Raw genomic sequence first — 21,744 nt, 5'->3', positions numbered from 1 at the left:
TGTTAAGGCCCCATTTTGGCCTTACAAAATGTTGCGCATGAACGAGCTGGCTAAAAAACAGTCTGTTACGCATCGAATTTTATTTACCGACGCGCCCCGTGGCGCGTCGCTACCTTGAGATAGCCGTCTCCATGTTTGGTTCCAACGACGACAAGAAGACCCCAGCTGCGGCTGGCGAGAAAAAAGGCCTGTTCGGATGGCTGCGCAAAAAGCCGCAGGAAACCGTCGACGAACAGCCACAGGTTCAAACTGAACCGGTCCCTGAGCCTATAGTAGAAGCCGAACCGGTCGCCGAAACGCCTGCGCCGGTGGTGTTGCCGATGGCTGAGCCGGTTCTGCAGCCGCTCGCCGAGGCGGAGCCTGAACCTGAGCCGGAACCCGCGCACAAGCCGTGGCCGGAACTGCCGGTAGCGGAAGAGCCCGTGGCGCTGGTTGAAGATGTGCAGGCCGAGCATGTGGTTCCGCCGATTCCGGTAGTCATTGAGCCTCAGCCGGTTGTCGCTGAAGCACCCGCACCCGTGACGGTCGAGCCAGCGATTGCGGCTCCCGTCATTGTCGAAGAACCTGCCGCTCCTGCTGAAACCAGCAAGACCGGCTTCTTCGCCCGTCTCAAGCAAGGCCTGAGCAAGACCAGCGCCAGCATCGGCGAAGGCATGGCCAGCCTGTTTCTCGGCAAAAAGGTCATTGATGACGAACTGCTGGAAGACATCGAAACCCGTCTGCTCACTGCCGACGTAGGCGTAGAAGCCACCGCCGTGATCATCCAGAGCCTCACCCAGAAGGTCGCGCGCAAGCAGCTGACCGACGCTGACGCCCTGTACAAATCCCTGCAGGCTGAGTTGGCCGCCATGCTCAAGCCGGTGGAAGCACCGCTGGTGATCACCCCGAAAAAACCCTTTGTAATCCTGGTAGTCGGCGTCAATGGCGCCGGCAAGACCACCACCATTGGCAAGCTGGCCAAAAAACTGCAGTCCGAAGGCAAGAAAGTCATGCTGGCGGCGGGCGACACCTTCCGTGCCGCAGCGGTTGAACAGCTGCAGGTCTGGGGCGAGCGCAACAAGATCCCGGTGATCGCCCAGCATACTGGCGCCGATTCCGCCTCGGTGATCTTCGACGCCGTGCAAGCCGCCAAGGCCCGTAACATCGACGTGTTGATCGCCGATACCGCCGGACGCCTGCACACCAAAGACAATTTGATGGAAGAGCTGAAAAAGGTCCGCCGCGTGATCGGCAAGCTGGATGCAGACGCGCCGCATGAGGTGCTGTTGGTGCTTGACGCGGGCACCGGCCAGAACGCCATCAGCCAGGCCAAACAATTCAACCAGACGGTACAACTGACCGGCCTGGCATTGACTAAGCTCGACGGCACAGCCAAGGGCGGCGTGATCTTCGCCCTGGCCAAACAGTTCGGGTTGCCGATTCGTTATATCGGTGTCGGTGAAGGCATCGACGACCTGCGCACCTTTGAAGCCGAACCCTTTGTACAGGCACTGTTTGCCGAGCGGGAGCGTTCATGATTCGATTCGAGCAGGTCGGTAAACGCTATGCCAACGGGCATGTGGGCTTGCATGAGCTGAGCTTTCGGGTGCGTCGCGGCGAGTTTCTGTTTGTAACCGGCCACTCAGGCGCCGGCAAAAGTACCTTGTTGCGCCTGCTGCTGGCCATGGAACGCCCGACCACCGGCAAGTTACTGCTGGCGGGCCAGGACTTGGCCACCATCAGCAATGCACAGATTCCGTTCCTGCGCCGCCAGATCGGCGTGGTGTTCCAGAATCACCAATTGCTGTTCGATCGCACCGTGTTCAACAACGTGGCACTGCCGTTGCAGATCCTCGGGCTGTCCAAGGCCGAGATCGTCAAACGTGTGGATTCGGCCCTGGAGCGCGTGGCGCTGTCGGACAAAACCGATCTCTACCCTGGCGACCTGTCCACCGGCCAGCAACAGCGCGTTGGCATCGCCCGCGCCATCGTCCACCGCCCGGCCCTGCTGCTGGCGGACGAACCCACCGGTAACCTCGACCCGCGCCTGGCGGCCGAGATCATGGGCGTTTTCGAAGACATCAACCGCCTGGGCACCAGCGTGCTGATCGCCAGTCACGACCTGGCGCTGATCGCGCGCATGCGCCATCGCATGCTCACCTTGCAACGCGGCCGCTTGATCGGTGACGGGGAGGCCGGCGTATGAGTGCGACACGCAGCCCTAAAGTTTCCGAGCGCGTGGCGCCGAAACCGGCCGACCCGCAACCACCGAAGAAAAAACACGATCACGACGATGACGGCCCGGACTTCAGTACCTTGCTGCGCGCCTGGATCGAAAGCCATCGCGCCAGCCTGGTCGACAGTCTGCGCCGCCTGGGCAAGCAGCCGATCGGCAGCTTTTTCACCTGCCTGGTAATGGCGGTGGCCCTGAGCCTGCCGATGGGCCTGTCGCTGCTGCTCAATAATGTGGAGCGCCTGGGCGGTTCATGGCAGCGCGCAGCGCAGATTTCCCTGTACCTGAACATCGATGCCAGCGCCAAAGATGGCGAAGCGTTGCGCGACGACATCAAGAACATTCCAGGCGTGGCGGATGCCGAGTACATCAGCCGCGATCAGGCCCTTGAGGAGTTCCAGCAACAATCCGGCCTGGGCGAGGCGCTCAAGGAGCTGCCGCAGAACCCGCTGCCGGGTGTGGTGCTGGTAACGCCGAATGAAGTCGACAAGCCGGCGCTGGAAGCCCTGCGACAAAAACTCGCAGAGATGCCCAAGGTGCAACAGGCGCAACTTGATCTAGTCTGGGTAGAGCGCCTGGCGGCCATCCTCAAGCTGGGCGACCGCTTTGTGTTCGGCCTGACGGTGCTGTTGGTGTCTGCATTACTTTTGGTGATAGGTAATACCATTCGTCTTCATATTGAAAACCGTCGCACCGAGATAGAAGTGATTAAACTGGTCGGCGGCACGGACAGCTATGTGCGTCGTCCTTTTCTGTACATGGGCGCGCTTTATGGCTTCGGCGCCGGGATTTTGTCCTGGTGCGTGCTGGCATTTGGCCTGGACTGGCTGAACGACGCGGTTGTCGGGCTTGCCGGACTCTACGGCAGTGATTTCGCACTGGCCGGTGTGCCGGTAGCCGATGGTCTGAGTCTCTTGCTTGGCGCGGTATTGTTGGGGTATATCGGTGCGTGGATTGCGGTCGCTCGTCATTTACGCGAGTTGGCACCGAAGTAGTTAATGTCAGATTAATGTGGTTTCGTTTGTATTGACCGTATTGGTGGTTTAGGGAACTTGTCCTACGGTTCCCGGTCAATTTTCGCAGTGCTTCACTGCACGAGTTATGTGAGTCGGAGGTTTTTTCGTATGACCACTTCTTTGCAACCTGCCTATGCCTTGGTCCCGGGTGCGAACCTGGAAGCCTACGTGCACACGGTCAACAGCATTCCATTGCTGACGCCTGAGCAGGAGCGTGAACTGGCCGAGAGTCTCTACTATGAGCAGGATTTGGGGGCGGCTCGGCAGATGGTGCTCGCCCACCTGCGTTTTGTCGTACATATCGCCCGTAGCTACAGTGGCTACGGCCTGGCCCAGGCTGACCTGATCCAGGAAGGCAACGTCGGCCTGATGAAGGCCGTGAAACGTTTCAACCCTGAAATGGGTGTGCGTCTGGTGTCGTTTGCTGTGCACTGGATCAAGGCGGAAATCCACGAGTTCATCCTGCGCAACTGGCGCATTGTGAAAGTCGCGACCACCAAGGCCCAGCGCAAGCTGTTCTTCAATCTGCGCAGCCAGAAGAAACGTCTGGCGTGGCTGAACAACGAGGAAGTCCACCGCGTGGCCGAAAGCCTCGGTGTGGAACCCCGTGAAGTGCGTGAGATGGAAAGCCGCCTGACCGGCCATGACATGGCCTTCGACCCGGCCGCCGAAGCGGACGACGACAGCGCCTTCCAATCGCCGGCCAACTACCTGGAAGACCACCGGTACGACCCGGCGCGTCAACTGGAAGACGCCGACTGGAGCGACAACTCCAATCACAACCTGCACGAAGCGCTGGAAGTGCTGGACGACCGCAGCCGTGACATCCTCTACCAGCGTTGGCTGGCGGAAGAAAAAGCCACGCTGCACGACCTGGCGCAGAAGTACAACGTTTCGGCCGAGCGGATTCGTCAGCTTGAGAAAAGCGCGATGAACAAGCTGAAGTTGTCGATCGCCGCCTAAAACGCTGCGAAAAGCCAAAAAAATGCCCCGATCAAAAGATCGGGGCATTTTTGTTTGCATCTATTTACTGACCGTAACAGCTGTCGAGCCCTGGCGAGAGAGGTTGGGTCAGTCGGACCAAGGGGCCTTGCGGGCGTTATTCAACTCAGCCAGATATCCATCCCCACCCAACTGGCTCATCTGCTGCCGAATCCACGCCGCGCGCCTTGTCACATACGCCGTCGGATGACTGGCACTCCAGACCCGCGGGTTAGGCAATACGGCAGCCAGATAGCTGGCCTGCTGCCGTGAAATACCCTTGGCGCTGACCCCAAAGTGATGCCGTGCAGCCGCTTCCGCACCAAACACCCCTTCATCCCATTCAACGCTGTTGAGGTAGACCTCAAGGATCCGTTGCTTGGGCCACAACACCTCGATCAACCCGGTAAACCAGGCTTCCAGCCCTTTGCGCAGATAACTGCGGCCGGCCCACAGGAACAGGTTCTTCGACACCTGCTGGCTCAACGTACTGGCGCCGCGGATCGAGCCACCGCGCTCGTTGTGCAGGATGGCCGCCTGGATCGCGCCGAAATCAAAACCCCAATGCTGCGGGAAACGCTGGTCTTCACCGGCCATCACCGCCACTTTGAGGTCATCGGAGATCTCATCCCACGGCACCCAGCTGCGCTGCAGGTCAATGGGCTCGCCGTCGAACCAGGATTCGACCTTGCGCTCTACCATCAGCGCGGTGAAGGGCGGCGGGACGACACGAAACAGCAGCACCAGCAGCACACTGCCGATGGCAAACCATTTCACGACGTTGAGAAAGCGTTTGAAAAGGAGACGCAGCATAGAGATGGCTTGGCCGAACCCGTTGAGCGGGCCATTATACAGACCCGGCCCTTTGAGTCTGACTGGAGTTCCTCATGTTGCGTGGCTTTCTGATGTTGGCTGCCTTTTTCGGCTTCACGGGTGTCGCTCTCGGCGCGTTCGCCGCCCATGGCCTGAAAAACCGCCTGAGCGCCGAGTACCTGGCGATCTTCCACACCGGCGTGACCTACCAGTTGGTGCACACCCTGGCATTGTTCGGCGTGGCGTTGCTGGCGGCACATATTCCTGGCCGATTGGTCAGCTGGGCAGGCATCTCGTTTACCCTTGGCATCCTGCTGTTCTCCGGCAGCCTGTACGTGCTGACCCTGACCGGAATCAGCAAACTCGGGATCATCACCCCGTTTGGCGGGCTGGCCTTCCTGCTGGGCTGGTTTTTCCTCGGTTTGGCAGCGTGGCGTCTACAGGCCGCCTGACCAAGGGGCTTGGGCCAGCAACCCCAATCGGGCTAGAATGCGGGCCCCTTAAAACGATGGCGGCCCGTGGCATGCGCATTCAGTTGAACGGCGAATCCTTTGAACTGCCCGACGGCGAAACCGTTGCGGCCCTGCTGACCCGCCTGGACCTGACCGGGCGTCGCGTCGCAGTGGAACTCAACCTGGATATCGTCCCGCGTAGCCTGCACGCCGACACTGCGCTCACCGAGGGTGACCAGGTCGAAGTGGTCCACGCCATCGGCGGCGGCTAATCGCGCAGCTTCCTGAATTCTGCAGAACCTCACCCCATTTCGAGGATTTCCCATGAGCATCGTTCGTAGCGATAAGCCTTTCGTCCTGGCCGGTCGTACCTACCAGTCCCGTCTGCTGGTCGGCACCGGCAAGTACCGCGACATGGAAGAAACCCGTCTGGCCATCGAAGCCTCGGGCGCCGAGATCGTGACCTTCGCCGTGCGCCGCACCAACCTCGGCCAGATCGAAGGCGAGCCAAACCTGCTCGAAGTGCTGTCGCCGGATCGCTACACCTTTTTGCCGAACACCGCCGGTTGCTACGACGCCATCGAAGCCGTGCGCACCTGTCGCCTGGCCCGAGAGCTGCTCGACGGCCACAACCTGGTGAAGCTGGAAGTGCTGGCCGACCAGAAAACCCTGTTCCCCAACGTCATCGAAACCCTCAAGGCCGCTGAAACCCTGGTCAAGGAAGGTTTCGACGTGATGGTCTACACCAGCGATGACCCCATCATCGCGCGCCAGCTGGCGGAAATCGGCTGCATTGCCGTGATGCCGCTGGCCGGTCTGATCGGCTCGGGCCTGGGTATCTGCAATCCCTACAACCTGCAGATCATCCTCGAAGAAGCCAAGATCCCGGTGCTGGTGGATGCGGGCGTGGGCACGGCCTCCGACGCAACCATCGCCATGGAACTGGGCTGCGACGCGGTGCTGATGAACTCCGCCATCGCCCATGCCCAGCAACCGGTCATGATGGCCGAAGCCATGAATCACGCCATCGTCGCGGGCCGCCTGGCCTACCTCGCCGGTCGCATGCCGAAAAAACTCTACGCCAGCGCCTCCTCGCCGCTGGATGGTCTGATCAAGTAAGAGCCATTGATGACTGAATCAAACGAAACGCCGAACACCCTGGAAACCGGTGACGAGTCCAAGCACCGCCGCATCAAGAGTTTTGTGATGCGTGCTGGTCGCATGACCGAAGGCCAGCAAAAAGGCCTGGAGCAAGGTGCGCCGCTGTACGTGTTGCCCCTGGCCGACGCGCCGGTGGACTACGATCAGGTGTTCGGCCGTTCGGCCCCGCGTTCCCTGGAAATCGGCTTCGGCATGGGCCACTCCCTGCTGGAAATGGCCGCCGCTGCGCCGGACCAGGACTTCATTGGTGTGGAAGTGCACCGTCCAGGTGTTGGCGCGCTGCTCAACGGCGTGCTGACCCAAGGCCTGACTAACTTGCGGGTCTACGACTGCGACGCGATCGAAGTGCTCAACCGCTGCATCGCCGACAACAGCCTCGACCGCCTGATGCTGTTCTTCCCCGACCCATGGCACAAAGCCCGTCACCACAAGCGCCGTATCGTCCAGGCCTCCTTCGCGGAGCTGGTACGCAGCAAGCTCAAGGTCGGCGGCATTCTGCACATGGCCACCGACTGGGAACCCTACGCGGAATACATGCTGGAAGTGATGAACGTCGCCCCTGGCTACCGCAACATCGCCGAAGACGGCAAATGCGTGCCACGCCCGGCTGAGCGCCCGATCACCAAGTTCGAACGCCGCGGCGAGCGGTTGGGGCATGGGGTGTGGGATCTGAAATTCGAAAAGGTTGACTGACAGGCCACTCGCTTGGAATGCAGTCAACAATGTGGGAGCGGGCTTGCTCGCGAATGCGGTGTGTCAGTCACTGAAAATGTCGACTGATCCACCGTATTCGCGAGCAAGCCCGCTCTCACATTTGCTTCTGTGTTGTAGCGGAGGTCAGCGGCGGTCAGCGACTACGCCAATCAACACCAGCACCACCACCAACACCGGCGCCAGGCTGTAGTTATTGAACTGGCTCAACCCCCGCACAATCCACGGCGTGGCGTAGATCAGCGCCGCGCCGCTGCCGATCATGCACAGCAACGCCATTAACGGGACGCGCAATGCGCCTGCGACGCTGCCCAAACGCGCTTCCACCCAACCCTTGATATCGGCGCCAAACAGCACCAGCAGGCAGCCCACAAGGGCCAGGGAGATTTCCGACAGGTTGCTACGGCTCCAGCGGGATACGGTGGCGAGCAGGTCGAGTACCAAATCCATTCGATTTCCTTAAGAGCGATCAGCTCAAAAACTTCTGCAACAGGTCATTGAGAAAGAGTTGCCCACGGTCGGTCGCCGCCAGGCGTGACGGTTCGACCTGCATTAAGCCACTTTGTTCTGCCTCGCGACGGCCTTCATCCAGGCTGGCCAGCTCCAGGCCGGTACGCTCGGCGTAGAGCTTGGCCTCGACGCCGTCGGTGAGGCGCAAGGCGTTCATCAGGAATTCGAACGGCAGTTCTTCGTTGGTCAGTTCTTTCGCGCCGGCCTGGAAGCTTTTGGCCGGGTTGAGGTAGTCCTTCGGTGCTCGGGTCTTCCAGGTGCGCACGATGCGCCCGTCGGGGTGGCTAAGCTTGCCGTGGGCACCGGCGCCGATGCCGATAAAGTCGCCGAAGCTCCAGTAATTCAGGTTGTGCCGCGCCGGGCGACCCGGTTGTGCGTAGGCCGACACTTCATATTGCGCGTAACCGTGTTCGGCGAGCAGCGCCTGGCCGGCCTCCTGGATGTCCCACAATGTGTCGTCTTCCGGCAGCGCAGGCGGCTGGTTCCAGAATACGGTGTTGGGCTCCAGGGTCAGTTGATACCAGGACAGGTGCGTCGGCCTCAGCGCGACGGCCTGGCGCAGGTCGCTCAGGGCGTCGTCCAGGGACTGATCGGGCAAACCGTGCATCAGGTCCAGGTTGAAGTTGTCGAATCCGGCCTGACGCGCCATGCCGGCGGCGCGCACGGCTTCGTCGCCATTGTGGATGCGGCCGAGGGCCTGGAGTTTTTCCTGCTGGAAGCTCTGGATGCCAATGGACAGGCGGTTGATCCCCAGCGTGCGATAGGCCACGAACTTTTCTTGCTCGAACGTCCCTGGGTTGGCTTCCAGGGTGATTTCGATATCACTGGCAAACGGGATACGCGCTTGCACACCCTTGAGCAGGCGGCCCAATGCGGCGGCGCTGAACAGGCTTGGCGTACCGCCGCCAAAGAAGATCGAACTCAGCTCGCGACCGTACACGGCGTGCAGGTCCTGATCGAGGTCGGCCAGCAGTGCGTCCACATACTCTTCTTCCGGCAGCACTTTATTGGCGGTGTGGGAGTTGAAGTCGCAATAAGGGCATTTGCGCACGCACCACGGAATGTGGATATACAGCGACAGGGGCGGCAGTACCGGCAAGGCCGCCCGAGGTGTTTGCGCGCCGCCGTGGATCAGCGGCTGCGCAGAGGTGTTCTGGGTCATTTCAGGCTCAGGCGTTGGCGCAGCAAATCCATTGCGCGAGCACGGTGGCTGATCTGGTTCTTGTCGGCCGGGCTCAGTTCGGCGCTGGAGACATTGCGCTCCGGCACCCAGAACAGCGGGTCATAACCAAAACCCTGTTCACCGCTGGCCGCATGCAGGATGCGCCCGTGCCACAGGCCTTCGCACAGGATAGGCAGCGGGTCATCGGCGTGGCGCACCAAAGCCAGCACACAGACGAACTGCGCGCCACGCTCGGCGTCCGGCACGTCCTTGAGCGCATCCAGCAATTTGGCGTTGTTGGCGGCGTCGCCCTTGCCGTCGGCATAACGCGCCGAGTAGATGCCAGGGGCGCCGCCGAGGAAGTCCACCGCCAGGCCCGAGTCATCCGCCAGCGCCGGCAGGCCGGAAATGCGTGCAGCGTTGCGTGCCTTGAGGATGGCGTTCTCGACGAAGGACAAGCCGGTCTCTTCCGGCTCCACCTGGCTGAATTCGCCAATGGAGCGCAGTTGCACGGCGTCGCCGAGCATCGCCTGCAGCTCTTTGAGTTTGCCGGCGTTATGGCTGGCCAGTACGAGTTGAGTAAGGTTCATCATTCGGCCGGGAACAGTTCTTGGTTGAATTGGAAGCTATGGGCTTTGCCGCCGGTTTCAACGTTGATGGTAAACGTCTTGTATTCCCGCTGGGTCACGGAGTAGGGCGCGAGATAGTTGACGCCGCCTTTTTCGTTGATTTGCTTGAAGGTAAGGATCTCGCTCTTGCCGCCCAGGTCCTTGATGGTGCCTGTGACCTGCGCGGCCACCGGGGTCACGCCCTTGATCACGGTCACGTTGATCAAGCCCTTTTCCTTGCTGCGTACCACGCCCACAGCCTGGGCGGTTTCCGGTTGCAGGAAGCTGGAGGTGAAGGTGTTGTAGTGCACGGTGATATCACCGAAGTCTTTCTTGCGGTTAGCGTCTATAGCGTCCGCGGCCATGGCGCTGGCGCCCAGGCAGGCGGTCAATAGAAAAATAGCCAAACGACTCATGAGCGTCCCTCTTGAAGATGATTAGACGGCAATCTTGTGGTCGGTCAGGCCAGGACTGCTGACCCGGTAAATACCAATTTCGCCCAACAAGTTGGGCCATAGCTTACTCGCCCAGCCGTGGCGGTGCTGTTGATCGACGGCAAGGCGGTTGATCACCTTGGCTTCACGCTCGCCACACAAGGCTTCGAAGTCTTCGAAGGTGCAGAAGTGGATGTTCGGCGTGTTGTACCAGGTGTAGGGCAGGAAATCCGACACCGGCATGCGGCCCTTGGTGGCCAGGTACCAGCGGCAGCGCCAGTGGCCGAAGTTGGGGAAGGTGATGATGCACTGGCGGCCGACGCGCAGCATTTCGTCGAGGATCCGGTCCGGATAGTGCACCGCCTGCAGGGCCTGGGTCATCACCACGATGTCGAAGCTGTTGCTGGCAAAGTTGCCGAGGCCCTTGTCCAGGTCCTGCTCGATTACGTTGATGCCCTTGGCCACACACTGGGCGATGTTGTCCGGGTCGTTTTCCAGGCCGTAGCCGGTGACTTGCTTGTTGTCGCGCAGCCAGCTCAGCAGTTCGCCATCGCCGCAGCCCAGGTCGAGCACGCGGCTGCCGGCGGGGATCCATTCTTGGATGATTTCCAGGTCGGCTCTCATGGCGTTCTCACACAGTAATCCGGTTCATGTAATTGCCGAACGCCTGCAAATAACGCGGGATCGGAATCAGGAAGGCGTCGTGGCCTTGCGGCGCATCGATTTCCAGGTAGCAGACGTCCTTGCGCGCGGCCATCAGCGCATCCACCAGCTCGCGGGAGCGGGCCGGCGAGAAGCGCCAGTCGGTGGTGAACGACATCACGCAGAACTTGGCGGTGGCGCCTTCGAACGTTTTCGCCAGGTCGTCATCAAAGTTGGCCGCCGGGTCGAAGTAGTCCAACGCCTTGGTCATCAGCAGGTAGGTGTTGGCGTCGAAACGCCCGGAGAACTCCTCGCCCTGATAACGCAGGTAGCTTTCCACTTGGAACTCGACGCTGTGGAAGTCGTAGTTGAGCTTCTCGCTCTTGAGGCCACGGCCGAATTTCTCGCCCATGGAGTCATCGGACAGGTAGGTGATATGCCCGACCATCCGCGCCAGCATCAGGCCGCGCTTGGGAATCACACCGGCTTCCTGGAACGAACCGCCGTGGAACTCCGGGTCGGTCAGGATCGCCTGGCGCGCCACTTCGTTGAAGGCGATGTTCTGCGCCGACAACTTGGGGGCCGAGGCGATGGCCAGGCAATGGCGCACGCGATCCGGGTAGGTGATGGTCCATTGCAGCGCCTGCATGCCGCCCAGGCTGCCACCGATCACGGCGGCCCACTGGTTGATGCCGAGCAGGTCGGCGAGGCGGGCCTGGCTGTGCACCCAGTCTTCCACGGTCAGTACCGGGAAATCGGCGCCGAACGGCTTGCCGGTTTCCGGATTGATACTGCTAGGGCCGGTGGAACCGTTGCAGCCGCCGAGGTTGTTCAGGCTGACCACGAAGAACTTGTTGGTGTCGATGGGCTTGCCGGGGCCGATGCAACTGTCCCACCAGCCGGGCTTGCGCTCGTCGACCGAATGGAAACCGGCGGCGTGATGATGGCCGGACAAGGCGTGGCAGATCAGCACGGCGTTGCTCGCCGTGGCGTTCAGTTGGCCGTAGGTTTCATAGATCAAGTCATAGGCAGGCAGCGCACGCCCGCAGGCCAGGGCCAGCGGTTCGCTGAAGTGCGCCACTTGGGGCACGACCAGTCCAACAGAATCGGGGGGGAAGGCAGTTGGCATCGACCCTGCTCTCGTTTAAATGAGGCGTAAGTCTAAAGACCGCTGCACCCAGCGGCAAGCAAAGGCCGGCCAGGATTGAATTCAATATGCAGATACAAAATGTGGGAGCTGGCTTGCCTGTGATAGCGGCGTGCCAGTCAGCCAATCCGTTGACTGATACATCGCTATCGCAGGCAAGCCAGCTCCCACACGTTATCGCGCCGATCGTTAGATCAGCAGTCGCAGGATTTCTGGCATTCCGGTCATGGCCGCCAGGTTGTTGATTACCAGCATGTCCAGCAATTTGAGCACCATGAACGCCAGGATCGGCGAAATATCCAGGCCGCCCAGGTTCGGCAGCAGGCGGCGGAATGGCGCCAGGGCCGGTTCGCAGATCTGGTTCACCAGCTCGGCGCCAGGGTTGTGGCTGCCCGGTGCGACCCAGGACAGGATCACGCTGATGATCAGGGCGAAGAAGAAGATCTTCAGGAACAGCGCGGTCACGCCGATGATGGCCCAGACCAGCAACTGGAGGAAATTACCGGTGGTGCCGTAGGTCAGCAACAGGGTCAGCGCCATCAAGGCCAGCTGTACCAGGATCGCCAGGACCAGCGACGACATGTCCAGGCCGAACAGGCTCGGGATCACCCGGCGCAGCGGCTTGAGCAGCGGCTGGGTGGCCTTCACGATGAACTGGCAGAGCGGGTTGTAGAAGTTCGCACGCACCAGTTGCAGCACGAAGCGCAACAGCACGATCAACAGGTACAGGCTGCCGAGGGTTTGCAGCACGTAGACGGCCGCGGTGTTCAAACCAATCATGTTGGCTCCTTATTTGCCCAGTTGTTCGGCGAGTTCCGCCGAGCGGTGCGCAGCGGCACCCAATGCTTTTTCCACCAGGGCTTCAAAGCCCCCGGCCTGGAACGACTCGATGGCCGCCTGTGTGGTGCCGCCAGGCGAGGTTACGCGACGGCGCAACTCGGCGGCGTCCACATCGCTGGCAACCGCCATATGCGCGGCGCCCAGGGCAGTCTGCTCGGCCAGTTGCTCGGCAACGTCCTTGGACAGGCCCAGCTTCACGCCGGCGGCGGTCATGGCCTCGATCAGCAGGAAGAAGTACGCCGGGCCGCTGCCGGACACGGCGGTGACCGCATCCAGTTGCTGCTCCTGCTCCAGCCACAGGGCGATGCCCACGGCGGACAACAACTCGTGCGCCTGGTCACGTTGTTCGGCGGTCACCTCGGCGGTGGCGTACAGCCCGCTCACGCCTTGGCTGACCAGTGCGGGGGTGTTAGGCATGCAGCGCACGATCGGCTGGGCACCGAGCCAGGTGTTCATGCTGGCGCAGGTGATGCCGGCGGCGATGGACACCACCAGTTGGTGCGGCTGCAGGCTCGGACGCAGGCTCTCGCACACGGCTTTCATAGCCTGCGGCTTCACGGCCAGTACGATGACATCGACGCCCTGGATGGCCTCGGCGTTGTCGGCAAAGGTTTCAATGCCGTGCTCGGTGTTGACGCGGGCGCGGGTGTCGGCGCCTGGGTCGCTGGCGCGGATCTGCGCGGCGTCCAGGCCCTTGGCCCGCAGGCCACCGATCAGGCTGGCCGCCATGTTACCGGCGCCGATAAAGGCAATACGCGTGTTGCTCATGACAGGTCCTTACTCAGAGGGAAGTCAGCCATGTTCATGGCTGGCCGTAGTCGCGGGCGCCAAACAGGGCGGTACCGATCCGCACCCAGGTGGCGCCTTGGGCGATGGCCGACTCAAGGTCGTGGCTCATGCCCATGGAAAGTGTGTCCAGCGGCAGGTTCAGGCTGTTTTGCAGGTCGCGTACCGCGGCGAACGCTGCGTCTTGCGCGGTCCGATCTTCAGTCGGCTCAGGAATCGCCATCAGGCCGCGCAGCTTCAGGCGCGGCAGGGCACTGATTGCATGGGCCAGGGCCGGCAGGTCGGCGGGCGTACAGCCGGACTTGCTGGCTTCGCCGCTGACATTAACCTGGATGCAGATATTCAGCGGTGGCAGGTCGGCCGGGCGTTGTTCGGACAAACGTTGAGCGATTTTCAGGCGATCCACGGAATGCACCCAAGCGAAGTTCTCGGCGATAGCGCGCGTCTTGTTCGATTGAATGGGGCCGATGAAGTGCCAACTCAAGGGCAGGTCAGTTAATTCGGCCTGTTTGCCCAGCGCTTCCTGCAGGTAGTTCTCGCCAAAGTCGTGCATCCCGGCGGCATAGGCTTCGCGCACGGCTTGCGCGGGTTTGGTCTTGCTCACGGCCAGCAGGTGGATGCTGCTTGCGTCACGTTGCACGGCGTCGGCTGCGGCGCGGATGCGCTGGCTAACCTGGCCGATGTTGTCTGCTATCGTCGACATTCAAGATGCGCCCGTGGATATGGAGTCCGCGGCATTCTACTGGAAATGGAAAGCCCTATGGATATCACTGAACTACTCACGGCCAGCGTGCGCCGTGGCGCCTCCGACCTGCATTTGTCCGCCGGCCTGGCGCCGATGCTGCGGGTTGATGGCGAGGTCTGGCCGCTGGAGGGGCCGGTGCTTTCACCTACGCAAGTAGCGGACTTATTGAGCCCTTTGCTCAATCAGCATCAACAAAAGGATTTCGAAACATCTCTTGAAACGGATTTTGCGTTCGAGTTGCCCGACGTGGCGCGTTTCCGGGCCAATGTGTTCCGGCAGGATCGCGGGCTGAGCGCGGTGTTTCGTACCATACCGTCCGAAGTCCGGAGCTTGGAAAGCCTTGGTCTCGGTGAAGTATTCCAGCGTATCGCCCAACTGCCCCGGGGCCTCGTGTTGGTCACCGGCCCGACCGGTTCAGGCAAGTCCACCACCCTGGCGGCGATGATTGATTTTCTCAATCAGCATCGGCGCCATCACATCCTCACCCTTGAAGACCCCATCGAATTTATCCACTCGCCGAAAATGGCGTTGATCAACCAACGCCAGGTGCATCGCGACACCCATGGCTTTTCGGTTGCCCTGCGCTCGGCCCTGAGGGAAGACCCGGACGTGATCCTGGTGGGCGAACTGCGTGACTTGGAGACCATCCGCCTGGCGCTGACGGCGGCCGAGACCGGGCACCTGGTATTTGGCACCCTGCACACCAGTTCGGCCGCAAAGACCGTAGACCGGCTGGTGGATGTGTTCCCGGCCGGGGAAAAGGCCATGGTCCGCTCGATGTTGTCGGAGTCGTTGCAAGCGGTGGTGTCCCAGGTGCTGGTGAAGAAGATCGGCGGCGGGCGGGTGGCGGCTCACGAGATCATGCTGGGCACGCCGGCCATTCGGAATTTGATCCGCGAGGACAAGGTGGCGCAGATGGTCTCAGCGATCCAGACGGGTGGGGCGTTGGGGATGAAGACGTTGGATATGAGCTTGAAGGTGCTGGTCGGGGAGGGGCTGGTCAGCCGGGAAGACGCGCGGGAGAAGGCGAGGGTACCGACAGACATATGAGGTCTTTAGAGCGATGTAAATCAAATGTGGGAGCGGGCTTGCTCGCGAAAGCGTTAGATCAGTCGATTAGTCTGTTGACTGACACTCCGCTTTCGCGAGCAAGCCCGCTCCCACATTGGGTACTGCATTTCAGCCTGAAATCAGCGCTGAACGATCCGCAGGTTATTCTGCTCTTTCGGCAGCACCCGCTTGGCAATCACGTAGTTCTTGTTCCAGAACGGCTTCTTCAGCGTGTCGATGCTGACCGATTTGCCACGGCGCGGTGCGTGGATGAAGCGATCATTGCCCAGGTAAATGGCAACGTGGTTCACCTGGCGGCTCTTGAGTTTGAAGAACAGCAGGTCACCTGGTTTCAAGTCCTTGCGATCAACCTTCTGCCCGTGGCCAGCGGCCATGGCATTGGAAGTACGCGGCAGGTCCACGGCGGCTACGTCGTTGAACGCGTATTTTACCAAGCCGCTGCAGTCGAACCCTTTACTTGGGCTGCTGCCGCCCCAACGATAAGGAGTACCGAGCACGTTGACGGCGCGGCTGAGGACGGTGCTGCTCTGCTTGGTGTTGACGCCGACCAGGCCTGGAACTGCTTTGCCGTTGTGGGCCTTGCTCACTTGAGTCGGGCGGTTGACGGTCAGCTTTACCGATTTGGCGGTGCTTGGCGTGCTGTGGACTTTAGGGGTGAAACCGTTAACGTTAGGAAGTCGTTGCTCACGATTGGTGGCGTGGGCGGCCAGTGGCATTAATAGGCAAATGGTTAGCCATGTCTTGAAAAATGGTCGCATTAGGCGTGGCTCTTATGGGTTTGCGCGCAACTTTATAACAGCTTTTTGTGTCGTTCTCAGGCCGTTTGTCGACTGAACCTTGACGTCAAAATCAGGAAAAACGCGACGATTCGCCGCAATTGTCCTACACAAGTCAGGTGGCATAAGGCTTTCAGGGCAGGGAAGATACCATTTGCCGTACGTCGGGCGCCTGTAAAAAAGTCACAAAGAAAGTGAAAAAATTTATCTATCGAAGCAAAAGAGGTACGCGATGAACACCTATCAGCAGATTGGTCCGCAGCAAGATACCCACAGTAAGGTGATCGGCTACCTGCTGTGGATTTTCGGTTTTACCGGGGCGCATCGCTTCTATTACGGCAAGCCGGTGACCGGCACGATCTGGTTTTTCACCTTGGGCTTGCTGGGTATCGGCTGGCTGATCGACCTGTTCCTGATCCCGGCCATGGACCGTGAAGCGGACCTGCGCTTTACCGCCGGACCCATCGAATACAACGTGGCCTGGATCCTGTTGGCGTTTCTAGGTGTGTTTGGCGTGCACCGCATGTATCAGGGCAAATGGATCACCGGCCTGATCTACCTGCTGACCGGCGGTTTGTTCCTGGTGGGGGTGCTGTATGACTTCTGGACGTTGAATACGCAGATTTCGATCCGCAATGCCGAGCGCAACGCCGGACGGTAAGTCTGCACACAATCAAATCTGGGAGCTGGCTTGTGTGGGAGCTGGCTTGCCTGCGATAGCATCACCTCGGTTTGGCTCAAAGACCGAGGTGTCTGCATCGCAGGCAAGCCAGCTCCTACATGGGCCGTGTCCACATTGGATGTGTTCTATCAGGCCTGGTAGCTGATCCGCCCATCCACCAAGGTGTAACGCACCGCCGCCGGCAGGCTATGCCCGATGAACGGGCAGTTCTCACCCTTGGACAGCCACTGTTCCCCGGCAATCGTCGAGCTGGCCGGATCAAACAGCACCAGATCCGCCGCCGAACCCACCGCCAACTTACCGGCCGGCAGGCGCAAGGCCTCGGCCGGGCCGGCGCTCAGGCGGGCCAGCAGTGTCGGCAAGTCCAGCAGTCCATCTTCCACTAACGTCATCGCCAGTGGCAGCAACAGTTCGACACTGCTGATGCCAGGCTCTGTCGCGCCAAACGGTGCCAGCTTGGCATCTCGCTCATGGGGCTGGTGATGGCTGGAAATCGCCGAGACCACACCGGACTTGACCGCCGCCCGCAAACCTTCACGGTCGGCCAGGGTGCGCAGCGGCGGTTGCACGTGGTACAGGCTGGAGAAATCGATCAGCGCCTCATCCGTCAAAATCAGCTGATACAGCGCCACATCCGCTGTGACCGGCAAACCACGGGCCTGGGCCTGGGCGATCAGGGCGACGCCGCGAGCGCTGGTCAATTGACTGAAGTGCGCGCGCACACCGCTTTGCTCCACCAGCAGCAGGTCACGGGCCAGGGCCACGGTCTCGGCGGTTTCCGGAATGCCCGGCAGGCCGAGGAAGCTGGCCACGGCGCCTTCATGGGCCAGGCCGCCTTCGGCCAGGTCGCGGTCCTGGGAATGGAAGATCACCGTCAGGTCGAAGGTCGCTGCGTATTCCAGGGCGCGTAACAGCGTGCGGGTGCTGCGAAAGCTTTCCAGGCCATTGCCGAAGGCCACGCAACCGGCGTCACGCAGGGCGATCAGTTCAGCGAGTTGTTCGCCTTCCAGGCCTTTGCTCAGGGCGCCGATGGGGAACACCTTGCAATTGCCGGCTTCGCGGGCGCGGTCGAGGATCAGCTCGGTCACGGCCGAGGTGTCGAGAACCGGTTTGGTGTGCGGCGGGCAGCACAGGCTGGTCACGCCGCCGGCTGCCGCGGCGCGGGTTTCGCTGGTGATGTTGCCCTTGCGGCTGTAGCCCGGTTCGCGCAGGGCAACGTTCAGGTCGACCAGGCCAGGTGCGGCCACCAAGCCGTTGGCGTCGATGGTTTCAGTCGCGCTGAAACCCGCGGGGGCGCCGCCGATGGCGATGAGCTTGCCGGCTTCCAGATGCAGATCGGTGACGTGATCCAGGCCGCTGGCCGGATCGATGACGCGGGCGCCGAGGATGCTGAGCTTCACTGGGCGTTCTCCTGCTCGAATTGACGTTGCGCGGTTTGCCCGCTCATGGCCATGGACAGCACGGCCATGCGGACGGCGATGCCGTAGGTGACCTGGTTCAAGATCACCGATTGAGGGCCGTCGGCCACTGCCGACTCAATCTCCACCCCACGGTTGATCGGGCCCGGGTGCATCACGATGGCATCCGGCTTGGCGCCGGCCAGGCGCGCGGTGGTCAGGCCGAACAGGCGGTAAAACTCGCCTTCGCTCGGCAACAGGCCACCGGCCATGCGCTCGCGCTGCAGGCGCAGCATGATCACCACGTCCACATCCTTGAGGCCTTCGGCCATGTCGGTGTAGACCTTCACACCGTACTGCTCGATGCCGATCGGCAGCAGGGTTTTGGGTGCGATCACGCGGATATCCGGGCAACCCAGGGCCTTGAGGGCCAGCATGTTCGAGCGCGCAACCCGCGAGTGCAGGATGTCGCCGACGATGGCCACCGAGAGGTTTTCAAAGCTGCCCTTGTGCCGACGGATGGTCAGCATGTCGAGCATGCCCTGGGTCGGGTGGGCGTGACGGCCATCGCCGCCGTTGATGATCGCCACCTGCGGGCACACGTGTTCGGCAATGAAGTGCGCGGCGCCGGAATCGCCGTGGCGGACCACGAACATGTCGGCGGCCATGGCTTCCAGGTTGCGCAGGGTGTCGAGCAGGGTTTCGCCCTTGCTCGCCGACGAGGTGGACACGTTCAGCGTGATCACGTCGGCCGACAGCCGCTGGGCCGCCAGTTCAAACGTGGTGCGGGTGCGCGTGGAGTTCTCGAAGAACACATTGCAGATGGTCTTGCCGCGTAGCAGCGGGACCTTCTTCACCGCGCGGCCACCGACTTCGAGAAACGAGTCGGCGGTGTCGAGGATTTCGGTGAGCAGTTCGCGGGGCAAACCGTCGAGGGACAAGAAGTGTTGCAACTGGCCCTGAGCATTGAGCTGCAGCGGGCGCTTGGCATCTAGAGGCGTCATCGCGGGGACTCTTTACAAGGCGGTTTAAAGGGCGAGGTCTTGCAGTTCGAGTTCGAGCGGCGTGGGACCGGACAATTTTACCCGCTGGTGGGCTTGCAGCGACAGTGTGGCGCCGACCACATCCGGGCTGATCGGCAGTTCGCCGGCATCCAGGTCCAGCAGGCACACCAGGGTCACGCTTGCCGGGCGGCCGTAGTCGAACAGTTCGTTCATGGCGGCGCGGATCGTGCGGCCGCTCATCAGCACGTCGTCGATCAGCACCAGATGCTGGCCCTCGATCTCGAACGGCAGGGCCGACGGGCGCACTTGCGGGTGCAGGCCGTTCTGGCTGAAATCGTCCCGGTAAAAGGACACATCGAGGGTGCCGAGGGGCGAGTCGCTGCCCAGTGCTTCCAGCAGCGCCTGGGCCACCCACACACCGCCGGTGCGAATGCCGATGAAGCGCGGCTCGCTGATAGAGCGGTGTTGCAGATGGGCCGTGAGGCTTGTGGCCATCTGGCTGATCAGTTCGGCGGGGTTCGGCAGGCTCATGGTGGCTCCTTCAAGGCCTTGCGCGGCGGGGGCCTGCAAGGTCCGGGCTCAAACGTAAAAAGACGCGGCAAGCCGCGTCAGTCAGGATTCAAATAAAGCAGTGTTTTCATCCAGCCATCCCTGCAACAACAGGGCGGCGGCGATGGCGTCCACGGGATTGTCGCGGTAGCTGCCTTTCTGTCCGCCACGGTCACGGCGCTCGCCTTTGGCTTCAAAGGTGGTGAGGCGTTCGTCATGGGTATAGAAGGGCAGGTTGTAGCGGCCATTGAGGCGGCGGGCGAACTTTTCGGCGCGCAGGCACATGTCGCTGGGGGTGCCGTCCATGTTCAACGGCAGCCCGACCACGACCGCATCGGGTTTCCACTCTTTAATGAGGGCCTCGACCTGGTTCCAGTCCGGCACGCCGTTCTGGGCTTTCAAGGTGCACAGCTCGCGGGCCTGGCCGGTGATCACCTGGCCGACCGCGACGCCGATCTGTTTGGTGCCGTAGTCAAAGCCGAGGATCAGACGTAAAGCCATCAGGCGTGCCCCGCCTGGCTGGTCAACAAACTGAGGTTGACCCGCAGCTTGGCGGCAGCCGCTTCCAGGCGCAGTTCGCTGGGGGTGTTGAACAGGATTTCCGCGTCGAAGGGGCACGTCAGCCAGGCATTGCTGGCCAGCTCGGCTTCCAATTGGCCGGCTTCCCAGCCCGCGTATCCGAGGGTGATCACACTCTGCTCGGGGCCTACACCGTCCGCGATGGCGAATAACACGTCCTGGGAGGTGGACAGCGACACACCGTCCAGATCGACCGTGGCCTGGAACTTCGGCCCCGTCGGGTGCAGCACAAAACCACGATCGGTCTGCACTGGCCCGCCGATGTAGATCGGCACACCCTGGCAACGGGCCGGTGTGTCGACTTCCGGGCGCAGTTGTTCAAGGATGTCCGCCAGGTTCAGCTCCTGCGGGCGGTTGACCACCAGCCCCATGGCACCATTGGCCGTGTGCTCGACGATGTAGGTCAAGGTCTGCGCAAAGTTCGGGTCGGCCATATGGGGCATGGCGATCAGGAATTGATGCTTGAGGTAGGTCGGGCTGACGTTTTTCATGTTCGATAGTGTGGCGGTGGAGGGGCGAACTGACAAGCTGGTGATGGGCCGCAGGTGGCAATTGTCATCAATTGCTCGACAACCGATCGCCCTTGGCGAACTTCCACGTGCGGATAATTTCCAGGCGGTCGACGTCGTTCAAATCGCCGCTGAACGGCGCGAAGGGCGCGGCCAGGCGCACGATGCGCTGGGCGGCCTGGTCCAGCAGCGGTTGGCCGGACGATTCCAGCACCTGCACTTCATATAACGTGCCGTCGCGGTTGATTGAAACCAATAGACGCAAATTGCCGTAAATCTGCTGACGCCGGGCTTCTTCCGGGTAGTTGAGGTTGCCGATGCGCTCGACCTTCTTGCGCCATTCGTCCTTATACCAGGCGCCTTTGTCGCGCATGGTCGAGGCCGCGTTCAACCGGTAGATGCGCGGGCGCTTGGCGTACAGCTGTTGTTCATTGGCCAGTTCGGCTTCGAGGCTGGAGATCTCGTCGGACAACGTCGAGCTGTCGAATGTCGGTGCCGGCTTTACGGGCTCGGGCGTGGGTTCGGTCTTGGTCTTTTCGCGCTGGGTCGGGGCTTTCTGCGGCTTGGGCGCGACGGTGGTCACCGCAGCCTTGGGCGCGGCCTGCTTGACCTCCGGCTTGGGCACCGGCGGCGGGGTGACTTTATTCACCTTGTTGTCCTGGAACGGTGCGACCTCGGTGGTCTTGGGTACCGCCTTTTTATCGAGGGTGCCGCTGCCCTGCTGGTTGTCTTGGGCGAGGAAATCAGCTTTCTCGGGCTTTTTTTCGCTCTTGAACGTGGCGAGGGTGATTTCCAGGGTTTTGCTGATCTGTTTGGGCTCGACCATGGTGAAACCCACGCCGAGGATCAGGGCCAGATGAATCAACGCTGCCAGAAACAGGGTAAAACCGAGCCGATCAGCCGGGCGCACGCCGCTGTGGGAGAGTTCGGGGGGCAGCTCGGACGGGAGTGTCATGA

The 21,744-nt window shown here is 61.4% G+C and carries 27 protein-coding genes; 10 read left to right on the top strand and 17 right to left on the bottom strand.

Annotated features, from left to right (window positions below; genetic code table 11):
- The first annotated feature begins 131 nt into the window (after positions 1 to 131).
- The 4 genes from ftsY (at position 132) to rpoH (ending at position 4,191) form a co-directional block, all read left to right on the top strand.
- Positions 132 to 1,517, top strand: coding sequence for a signal recognition particle-docking protein FtsY (ftsY, locus tag AB4N92_RS10445; protein WP_010207253.1), 1,386 nt, complete (start codon positions 132 to 134; stop codon positions 1,515 to 1,517).
- On the top strand, positions 1,514 to 2,185 hold the full coding sequence (gene ftsE, locus AB4N92_RS10440) for a cell division ATP-binding protein FtsE (protein WP_003234627.1): 672 nt from the start codon (positions 1,514 to 1,516) through the stop codon (positions 2,183 to 2,185). The genes ftsY and ftsE overlap by 4 nt, the downstream gene beginning before the upstream one ends.
- On the top strand, positions 2,182 to 3,207 hold the full coding sequence (ftsX, locus tag AB4N92_RS10435) for a permease-like cell division protein FtsX (RefSeq protein ID WP_010207250.1): 1,026 nt from the start codon (positions 2,182 to 2,184) through the stop codon (positions 3,205 to 3,207). Before ftsE ends, ftsX begins: the two co-directional genes overlap by 4 nt.
- 129 nt (positions 3,208 to 3,336) lie before the next feature.
- Entirely contained in the window at positions 3,337 to 4,191 is an 855-nt protein-coding gene (rpoH, locus tag AB4N92_RS10430; RefSeq protein ID WP_003176698.1) for an RNA polymerase sigma factor RpoH, read from the top strand.
- 108 nt (positions 4,192 to 4,299) lie between these two features.
- On the opposite strand, the gene mtgA is transcribed toward rpoH, so the two are convergent.
- Positions 4,300 to 5,022 carry a monofunctional biosynthetic peptidoglycan transglycosylase gene (gene mtgA, locus AB4N92_RS10425; protein ID WP_021492665.1) on the bottom strand — a complete coding sequence of 241 codons (723 nt, stop codon included), beginning with the start codon at positions 5,020 to 5,022 and terminating at the stop codon, positions 4,300 to 4,302.
- A gap of 74 nt (positions 5,023 to 5,096) precedes the next feature.
- On the opposite strand from mtgA, the gene AB4N92_RS10420 reads away from it, so the two are divergent.
- The 4 genes from AB4N92_RS10420 (at position 5,097) to trmB (ending at position 7,328) form a co-directional block, all read left to right on the top strand.
- Positions 5,097 to 5,474, top strand: a complete 378-nt coding sequence (locus AB4N92_RS10420; RefSeq protein ID WP_010207248.1) for a DUF423 domain-containing protein — start codon at positions 5,097 to 5,099, stop codon at positions 5,472 to 5,474.
- A gap of 71 nt (positions 5,475 to 5,545) precedes the next feature.
- Positions 5,546 to 5,746: a sulfur carrier protein ThiS gene (gene thiS / locus AB4N92_RS10415; RefSeq protein ID WP_010207247.1), complete on the top strand. Its 201-nt coding sequence runs from the start codon at positions 5,546 to 5,548 to the stop codon at positions 5,744 to 5,746.
- Positions 5,747 to 5,798: 52 nt separating this feature from the next.
- A complete protein-coding gene (locus AB4N92_RS10410; RefSeq protein WP_021492666.1) occupies positions 5,799 to 6,593 on the top strand; it encodes a thiazole synthase in 795 nt (264 codons plus the stop codon).
- A 9-nt stretch (positions 6,594 to 6,602) separates the two neighbouring features.
- A complete protein-coding gene (gene trmB, locus AB4N92_RS10405) occupies positions 6,603 to 7,328 on the top strand; it encodes a tRNA (guanosine(46)-N7)-methyltransferase TrmB (RefSeq protein WP_010207243.1) in 726 nt (241 codons plus the stop codon).
- Positions 7,329 to 7,472: 144 nt separating this feature from the next.
- On the opposite strand, the gene AB4N92_RS10400 is transcribed toward trmB, so the two are convergent.
- The 9 genes from AB4N92_RS10400 to AB4N92_RS10360 all read right to left on the bottom strand — a co-directional run bounded on the left by AB4N92_RS10400 (position 7,473) and on the right by AB4N92_RS10360 (position 14,178).
- Positions 7,473 to 7,796, bottom strand: coding sequence for a DUF3392 domain-containing protein (locus AB4N92_RS10400; protein ID WP_010207241.1), 324 nt, complete (start codon positions 7,794 to 7,796; stop codon positions 7,473 to 7,475).
- A gap of 19 nt (positions 7,797 to 7,815) precedes the next feature.
- On the bottom strand, positions 7,816 to 9,018 hold the full coding sequence (gene hemW / locus AB4N92_RS10395; protein ID WP_236266807.1) for a radical SAM family heme chaperone HemW: 1,203 nt from the start codon (positions 9,016 to 9,018) through the stop codon (positions 7,816 to 7,818).
- A complete protein-coding gene (rdgB, locus tag AB4N92_RS10390; protein WP_021492667.1) occupies positions 9,015 to 9,611 on the bottom strand; it encodes an RdgB/HAM1 family non-canonical purine NTP pyrophosphatase in 597 nt (198 codons plus the stop codon). Before rdgB ends, hemW begins: the two co-directional genes overlap by 4 nt.
- Positions 9,608 to 10,042: a DUF4426 domain-containing protein gene (locus AB4N92_RS10385; protein WP_010207238.1), complete on the bottom strand. Its 435-nt coding sequence runs from the start codon at positions 10,040 to 10,042 to the stop codon at positions 9,608 to 9,610. The genes rdgB and AB4N92_RS10385 overlap by 4 nt, the downstream gene beginning before the upstream one ends.
- Positions 10,043 to 10,063: 21 nt before the next feature.
- The gene (gene metW, locus AB4N92_RS10380) at positions 10,064 to 10,684 is read right to left on the bottom strand and encodes a methionine biosynthesis protein MetW (RefSeq protein ID WP_010207236.1); all 621 of its coding nucleotides are present in this window, start codon (positions 10,682 to 10,684) and stop codon (positions 10,064 to 10,066) included.
- Between the two features lie 7 nt (positions 10,685 to 10,691).
- Entirely contained in the window at positions 10,692 to 11,831 is a 1,140-nt protein-coding gene (gene metX, locus AB4N92_RS10375) for a homoserine O-succinyltransferase MetX (RefSeq protein ID WP_010207235.1), read from the bottom strand.
- A gap of 207 nt (positions 11,832 to 12,038) precedes the next feature.
- Complete coding sequence (locus AB4N92_RS10370) at positions 12,039 to 12,629, bottom strand: YggT family protein (protein ID WP_010207234.1); 591 nt, start codon at positions 12,627 to 12,629, stop codon at positions 12,039 to 12,041.
- Between the two features lie 9 nt (positions 12,630 to 12,638).
- Entirely contained in the window at positions 12,639 to 13,457 is an 819-nt protein-coding gene (gene proC / locus AB4N92_RS10365) for a pyrroline-5-carboxylate reductase (RefSeq protein ID WP_010207233.1), read from the bottom strand.
- Between the two features lie 34 nt (positions 13,458 to 13,491).
- Positions 13,492 to 14,178, bottom strand: a complete 687-nt coding sequence (locus AB4N92_RS10360) for a YggS family pyridoxal phosphate-dependent enzyme (RefSeq protein WP_047542517.1) — start codon at positions 14,176 to 14,178, stop codon at positions 13,492 to 13,494.
- Between the two features lie 57 nt (positions 14,179 to 14,235).
- On the opposite strand from AB4N92_RS10360, the gene AB4N92_RS10355 reads away from it, so the two are divergent.
- Positions 14,236 to 15,270: a type IV pilus twitching motility protein PilT gene (locus AB4N92_RS10355; RefSeq protein WP_236266808.1), complete on the top strand. Its 1,035-nt coding sequence runs from the start codon at positions 14,236 to 14,238 to the stop codon at positions 15,268 to 15,270.
- Between the two features lie 140 nt (positions 15,271 to 15,410).
- Here AB4N92_RS10355 and AB4N92_RS10350 read toward each other — a convergent pair whose 3' ends face one another.
- The gene (locus tag AB4N92_RS10350; RefSeq protein WP_021492670.1) at positions 15,411 to 16,049 is read right to left on the bottom strand and encodes a C40 family peptidase; all 639 of its coding nucleotides are present in this window, start codon (positions 16,047 to 16,049) and stop codon (positions 15,411 to 15,413) included.
- 268 nt (positions 16,050 to 16,317) lie between these two features.
- Here AB4N92_RS10350 and AB4N92_RS10345 point away from each other — a divergent pair, with 268 nt between their 5' ends.
- Entirely contained in the window at positions 16,318 to 16,728 is a 411-nt protein-coding gene (locus tag AB4N92_RS10345; RefSeq protein ID WP_164673138.1) for an NINE protein, read from the top strand.
- Positions 16,729 to 16,877: 149 nt separating this feature from the next.
- Here AB4N92_RS10345 and AB4N92_RS10340 read toward each other — a convergent pair whose 3' ends face one another.
- From AB4N92_RS10340 to AB4N92_RS10315, 6 genes are all read right to left on the bottom strand, one after another.
- The gene (locus AB4N92_RS10340; protein WP_460130002.1) at positions 16,878 to 18,149 is read right to left on the bottom strand and encodes a dihydroorotase; all 1,272 of its coding nucleotides are present in this window, start codon (positions 18,147 to 18,149) and stop codon (positions 16,878 to 16,880) included.
- Positions 18,146 to 19,150 carry an aspartate carbamoyltransferase catalytic subunit gene (locus AB4N92_RS10335; protein ID WP_010207224.1) on the bottom strand — a complete coding sequence of 335 codons (1,005 nt, stop codon included), beginning with the start codon at positions 19,148 to 19,150 and terminating at the stop codon, positions 18,146 to 18,148. The genes AB4N92_RS10340 and AB4N92_RS10335 overlap by 4 nt, the downstream gene beginning before the upstream one ends.
- Positions 19,151 to 19,174: 24 nt before the next feature.
- Positions 19,175 to 19,681, bottom strand: a complete 507-nt coding sequence (pyrR, locus tag AB4N92_RS10330; protein ID WP_010207223.1) for a bifunctional pyr operon transcriptional regulator/uracil phosphoribosyltransferase PyrR — start codon at positions 19,679 to 19,681, stop codon at positions 19,175 to 19,177.
- Positions 19,682 to 19,762: 81 nt separating this feature from the next.
- Positions 19,763 to 20,200: a Holliday junction resolvase RuvX gene (gene ruvX / locus AB4N92_RS10325; RefSeq protein ID WP_003195067.1), complete on the bottom strand. Its 438-nt coding sequence runs from the start codon at positions 20,198 to 20,200 to the stop codon at positions 19,763 to 19,765.
- Positions 20,200 to 20,769 (bottom strand): YqgE/AlgH family protein, encoded by a 570-nt coding sequence (locus AB4N92_RS10320; protein WP_010207221.1) that lies wholly within the window; start codon positions 20,767 to 20,769, stop codon positions 20,200 to 20,202. Before AB4N92_RS10320 ends, ruvX begins: the two co-directional genes overlap by 1 nt.
- A 67-nt stretch (positions 20,770 to 20,836) precedes the next feature.
- Entirely contained in the window at positions 20,837 to 21,742 is a 906-nt protein-coding gene (locus AB4N92_RS10315; protein WP_010207219.1) for an energy transducer TonB, read from the bottom strand.
- Positions 21,743 to 21,744 lie beyond the last annotated feature (2 nt).

The organism is Pseudomonas sp. S3_A09 (assembly GCF_054668065.1).
Note: the sequence above shows the minus strand (reverse complement) of the source record. Positions and strands in the feature narration are given on the sequence as shown.

What these genes read in the sequence shown, in the direction of transcription:
- ftsY (WP_010207253.1), top strand. Translation starts at nt 132, where the DNA reads ATGTTTGGTTCCAACGACGACAAGAAGACCCCAGCTGCGGCTGGCGAG.
- ftsE (WP_003234627.1), top strand. Translation starts at nt 1,514, where the DNA reads ATGATTCGATTCGAGCAGGTCGGTAAACGCTATGCCAACGGGCATGTG.
- ftsX (WP_010207250.1), top strand. Translation starts at nt 2,182, where the DNA reads ATGAGTGCGACACGCAGCCCTAAAGTTTCCGAGCGCGTGGCGCCGAAA.
- rpoH (WP_003176698.1), top strand. Translation starts at nt 3,337, where the DNA reads ATGACCACTTCTTTGCAACCTGCCTATGCCTTGGTCCCGGGTGCGAAC.
- mtgA (WP_021492665.1), bottom strand. Translation starts at nt 5,022, where the DNA reads ATGCTGCGTCTCCTTTTCAAACGCTTTCTCAACGTCGTGAAATGGTTT.
- AB4N92_RS10420 (WP_010207248.1), top strand. Translation starts at nt 5,097, where the DNA reads ATGTTGCGTGGCTTTCTGATGTTGGCTGCCTTTTTCGGCTTCACGGGT.
- thiS (WP_010207247.1), top strand. Translation starts at nt 5,546, where the DNA reads ATGCGCATTCAGTTGAACGGCGAATCCTTTGAACTGCCCGACGGCGAA.
- AB4N92_RS10410 (WP_021492666.1), top strand. Translation starts at nt 5,799, where the DNA reads ATGAGCATCGTTCGTAGCGATAAGCCTTTCGTCCTGGCCGGTCGTACC.
- trmB (WP_010207243.1), top strand. Translation starts at nt 6,603, where the DNA reads ATGACTGAATCAAACGAAACGCCGAACACCCTGGAAACCGGTGACGAG.
- AB4N92_RS10400 (WP_010207241.1), bottom strand. Translation starts at nt 7,796, where the DNA reads ATGGATTTGGTACTCGACCTGCTCGCCACCGTATCCCGCTGGAGCCGT.
- hemW (WP_236266807.1), bottom strand. Translation starts at nt 9,018, where the DNA reads ATGACCCAGAACACCTCTGCGCAGCCGCTGATCCACGGCGGCGCGCAA.
- rdgB (WP_021492667.1), bottom strand. Translation starts at nt 9,611, where the DNA reads ATGATGAACCTTACTCAACTCGTACTGGCCAGCCATAACGCCGGCAAA.
- AB4N92_RS10385 (WP_010207238.1), bottom strand. Translation starts at nt 10,042, where the DNA reads ATGAGTCGTTTGGCTATTTTTCTATTGACCGCCTGCCTGGGCGCCAGC.
- metW (WP_010207236.1), bottom strand. Translation starts at nt 10,684, where the DNA reads ATGAGAGCCGACCTGGAAATCATCCAAGAATGGATCCCCGCCGGCAGC.
- metX (WP_010207235.1), bottom strand. Translation starts at nt 11,831, where the DNA reads ATGCCAACTGCCTTCCCCCCCGATTCTGTTGGACTGGTCGTGCCCCAA.
- AB4N92_RS10370 (WP_010207234.1), bottom strand. Translation starts at nt 12,629, where the DNA reads ATGATTGGTTTGAACACCGCGGCCGTCTACGTGCTGCAAACCCTCGGC.
- proC (WP_010207233.1), bottom strand. Translation starts at nt 13,457, where the DNA reads ATGAGCAACACGCGTATTGCCTTTATCGGCGCCGGTAACATGGCGGCC.
- AB4N92_RS10360 (WP_047542517.1), bottom strand. Translation starts at nt 14,178, where the DNA reads ATGTCGACGATAGCAGACAACATCGGCCAGGTTAGCCAGCGCATCCGC.
- AB4N92_RS10355 (WP_236266808.1), top strand. Translation starts at nt 14,236, where the DNA reads ATGGATATCACTGAACTACTCACGGCCAGCGTGCGCCGTGGCGCCTCC.
- AB4N92_RS10350 (WP_021492670.1), bottom strand. Translation starts at nt 16,049, where the DNA reads ATGCGACCATTTTTCAAGACATGGCTAACCATTTGCCTATTAATGCCA.
- AB4N92_RS10335 (WP_010207224.1), bottom strand. Translation starts at nt 19,150, where the DNA reads ATGACGCCTCTAGATGCCAAGCGCCCGCTGCAGCTCAATGCTCAGGGC.
- pyrR (WP_010207223.1), bottom strand. Translation starts at nt 19,681, where the DNA reads ATGAGCCTGCCGAACCCCGCCGAACTGATCAGCCAGATGGCCACAAGC.
- ruvX (WP_003195067.1), bottom strand. Translation starts at nt 20,200, where the DNA reads ATGGCTTTACGTCTGATCCTCGGCTTTGACTACGGCACCAAACAGATC.
- AB4N92_RS10320 (WP_010207221.1), bottom strand. Translation starts at nt 20,769, where the DNA reads ATGAAAAACGTCAGCCCGACCTACCTCAAGCATCAATTCCTGATCGCC.
- AB4N92_RS10315 (WP_010207219.1), bottom strand. Translation starts at nt 21,742, where the DNA reads ATGACACTCCCGTCCGAGCTGCCCCCCGAACTCTCCCACAGCGGCGTG.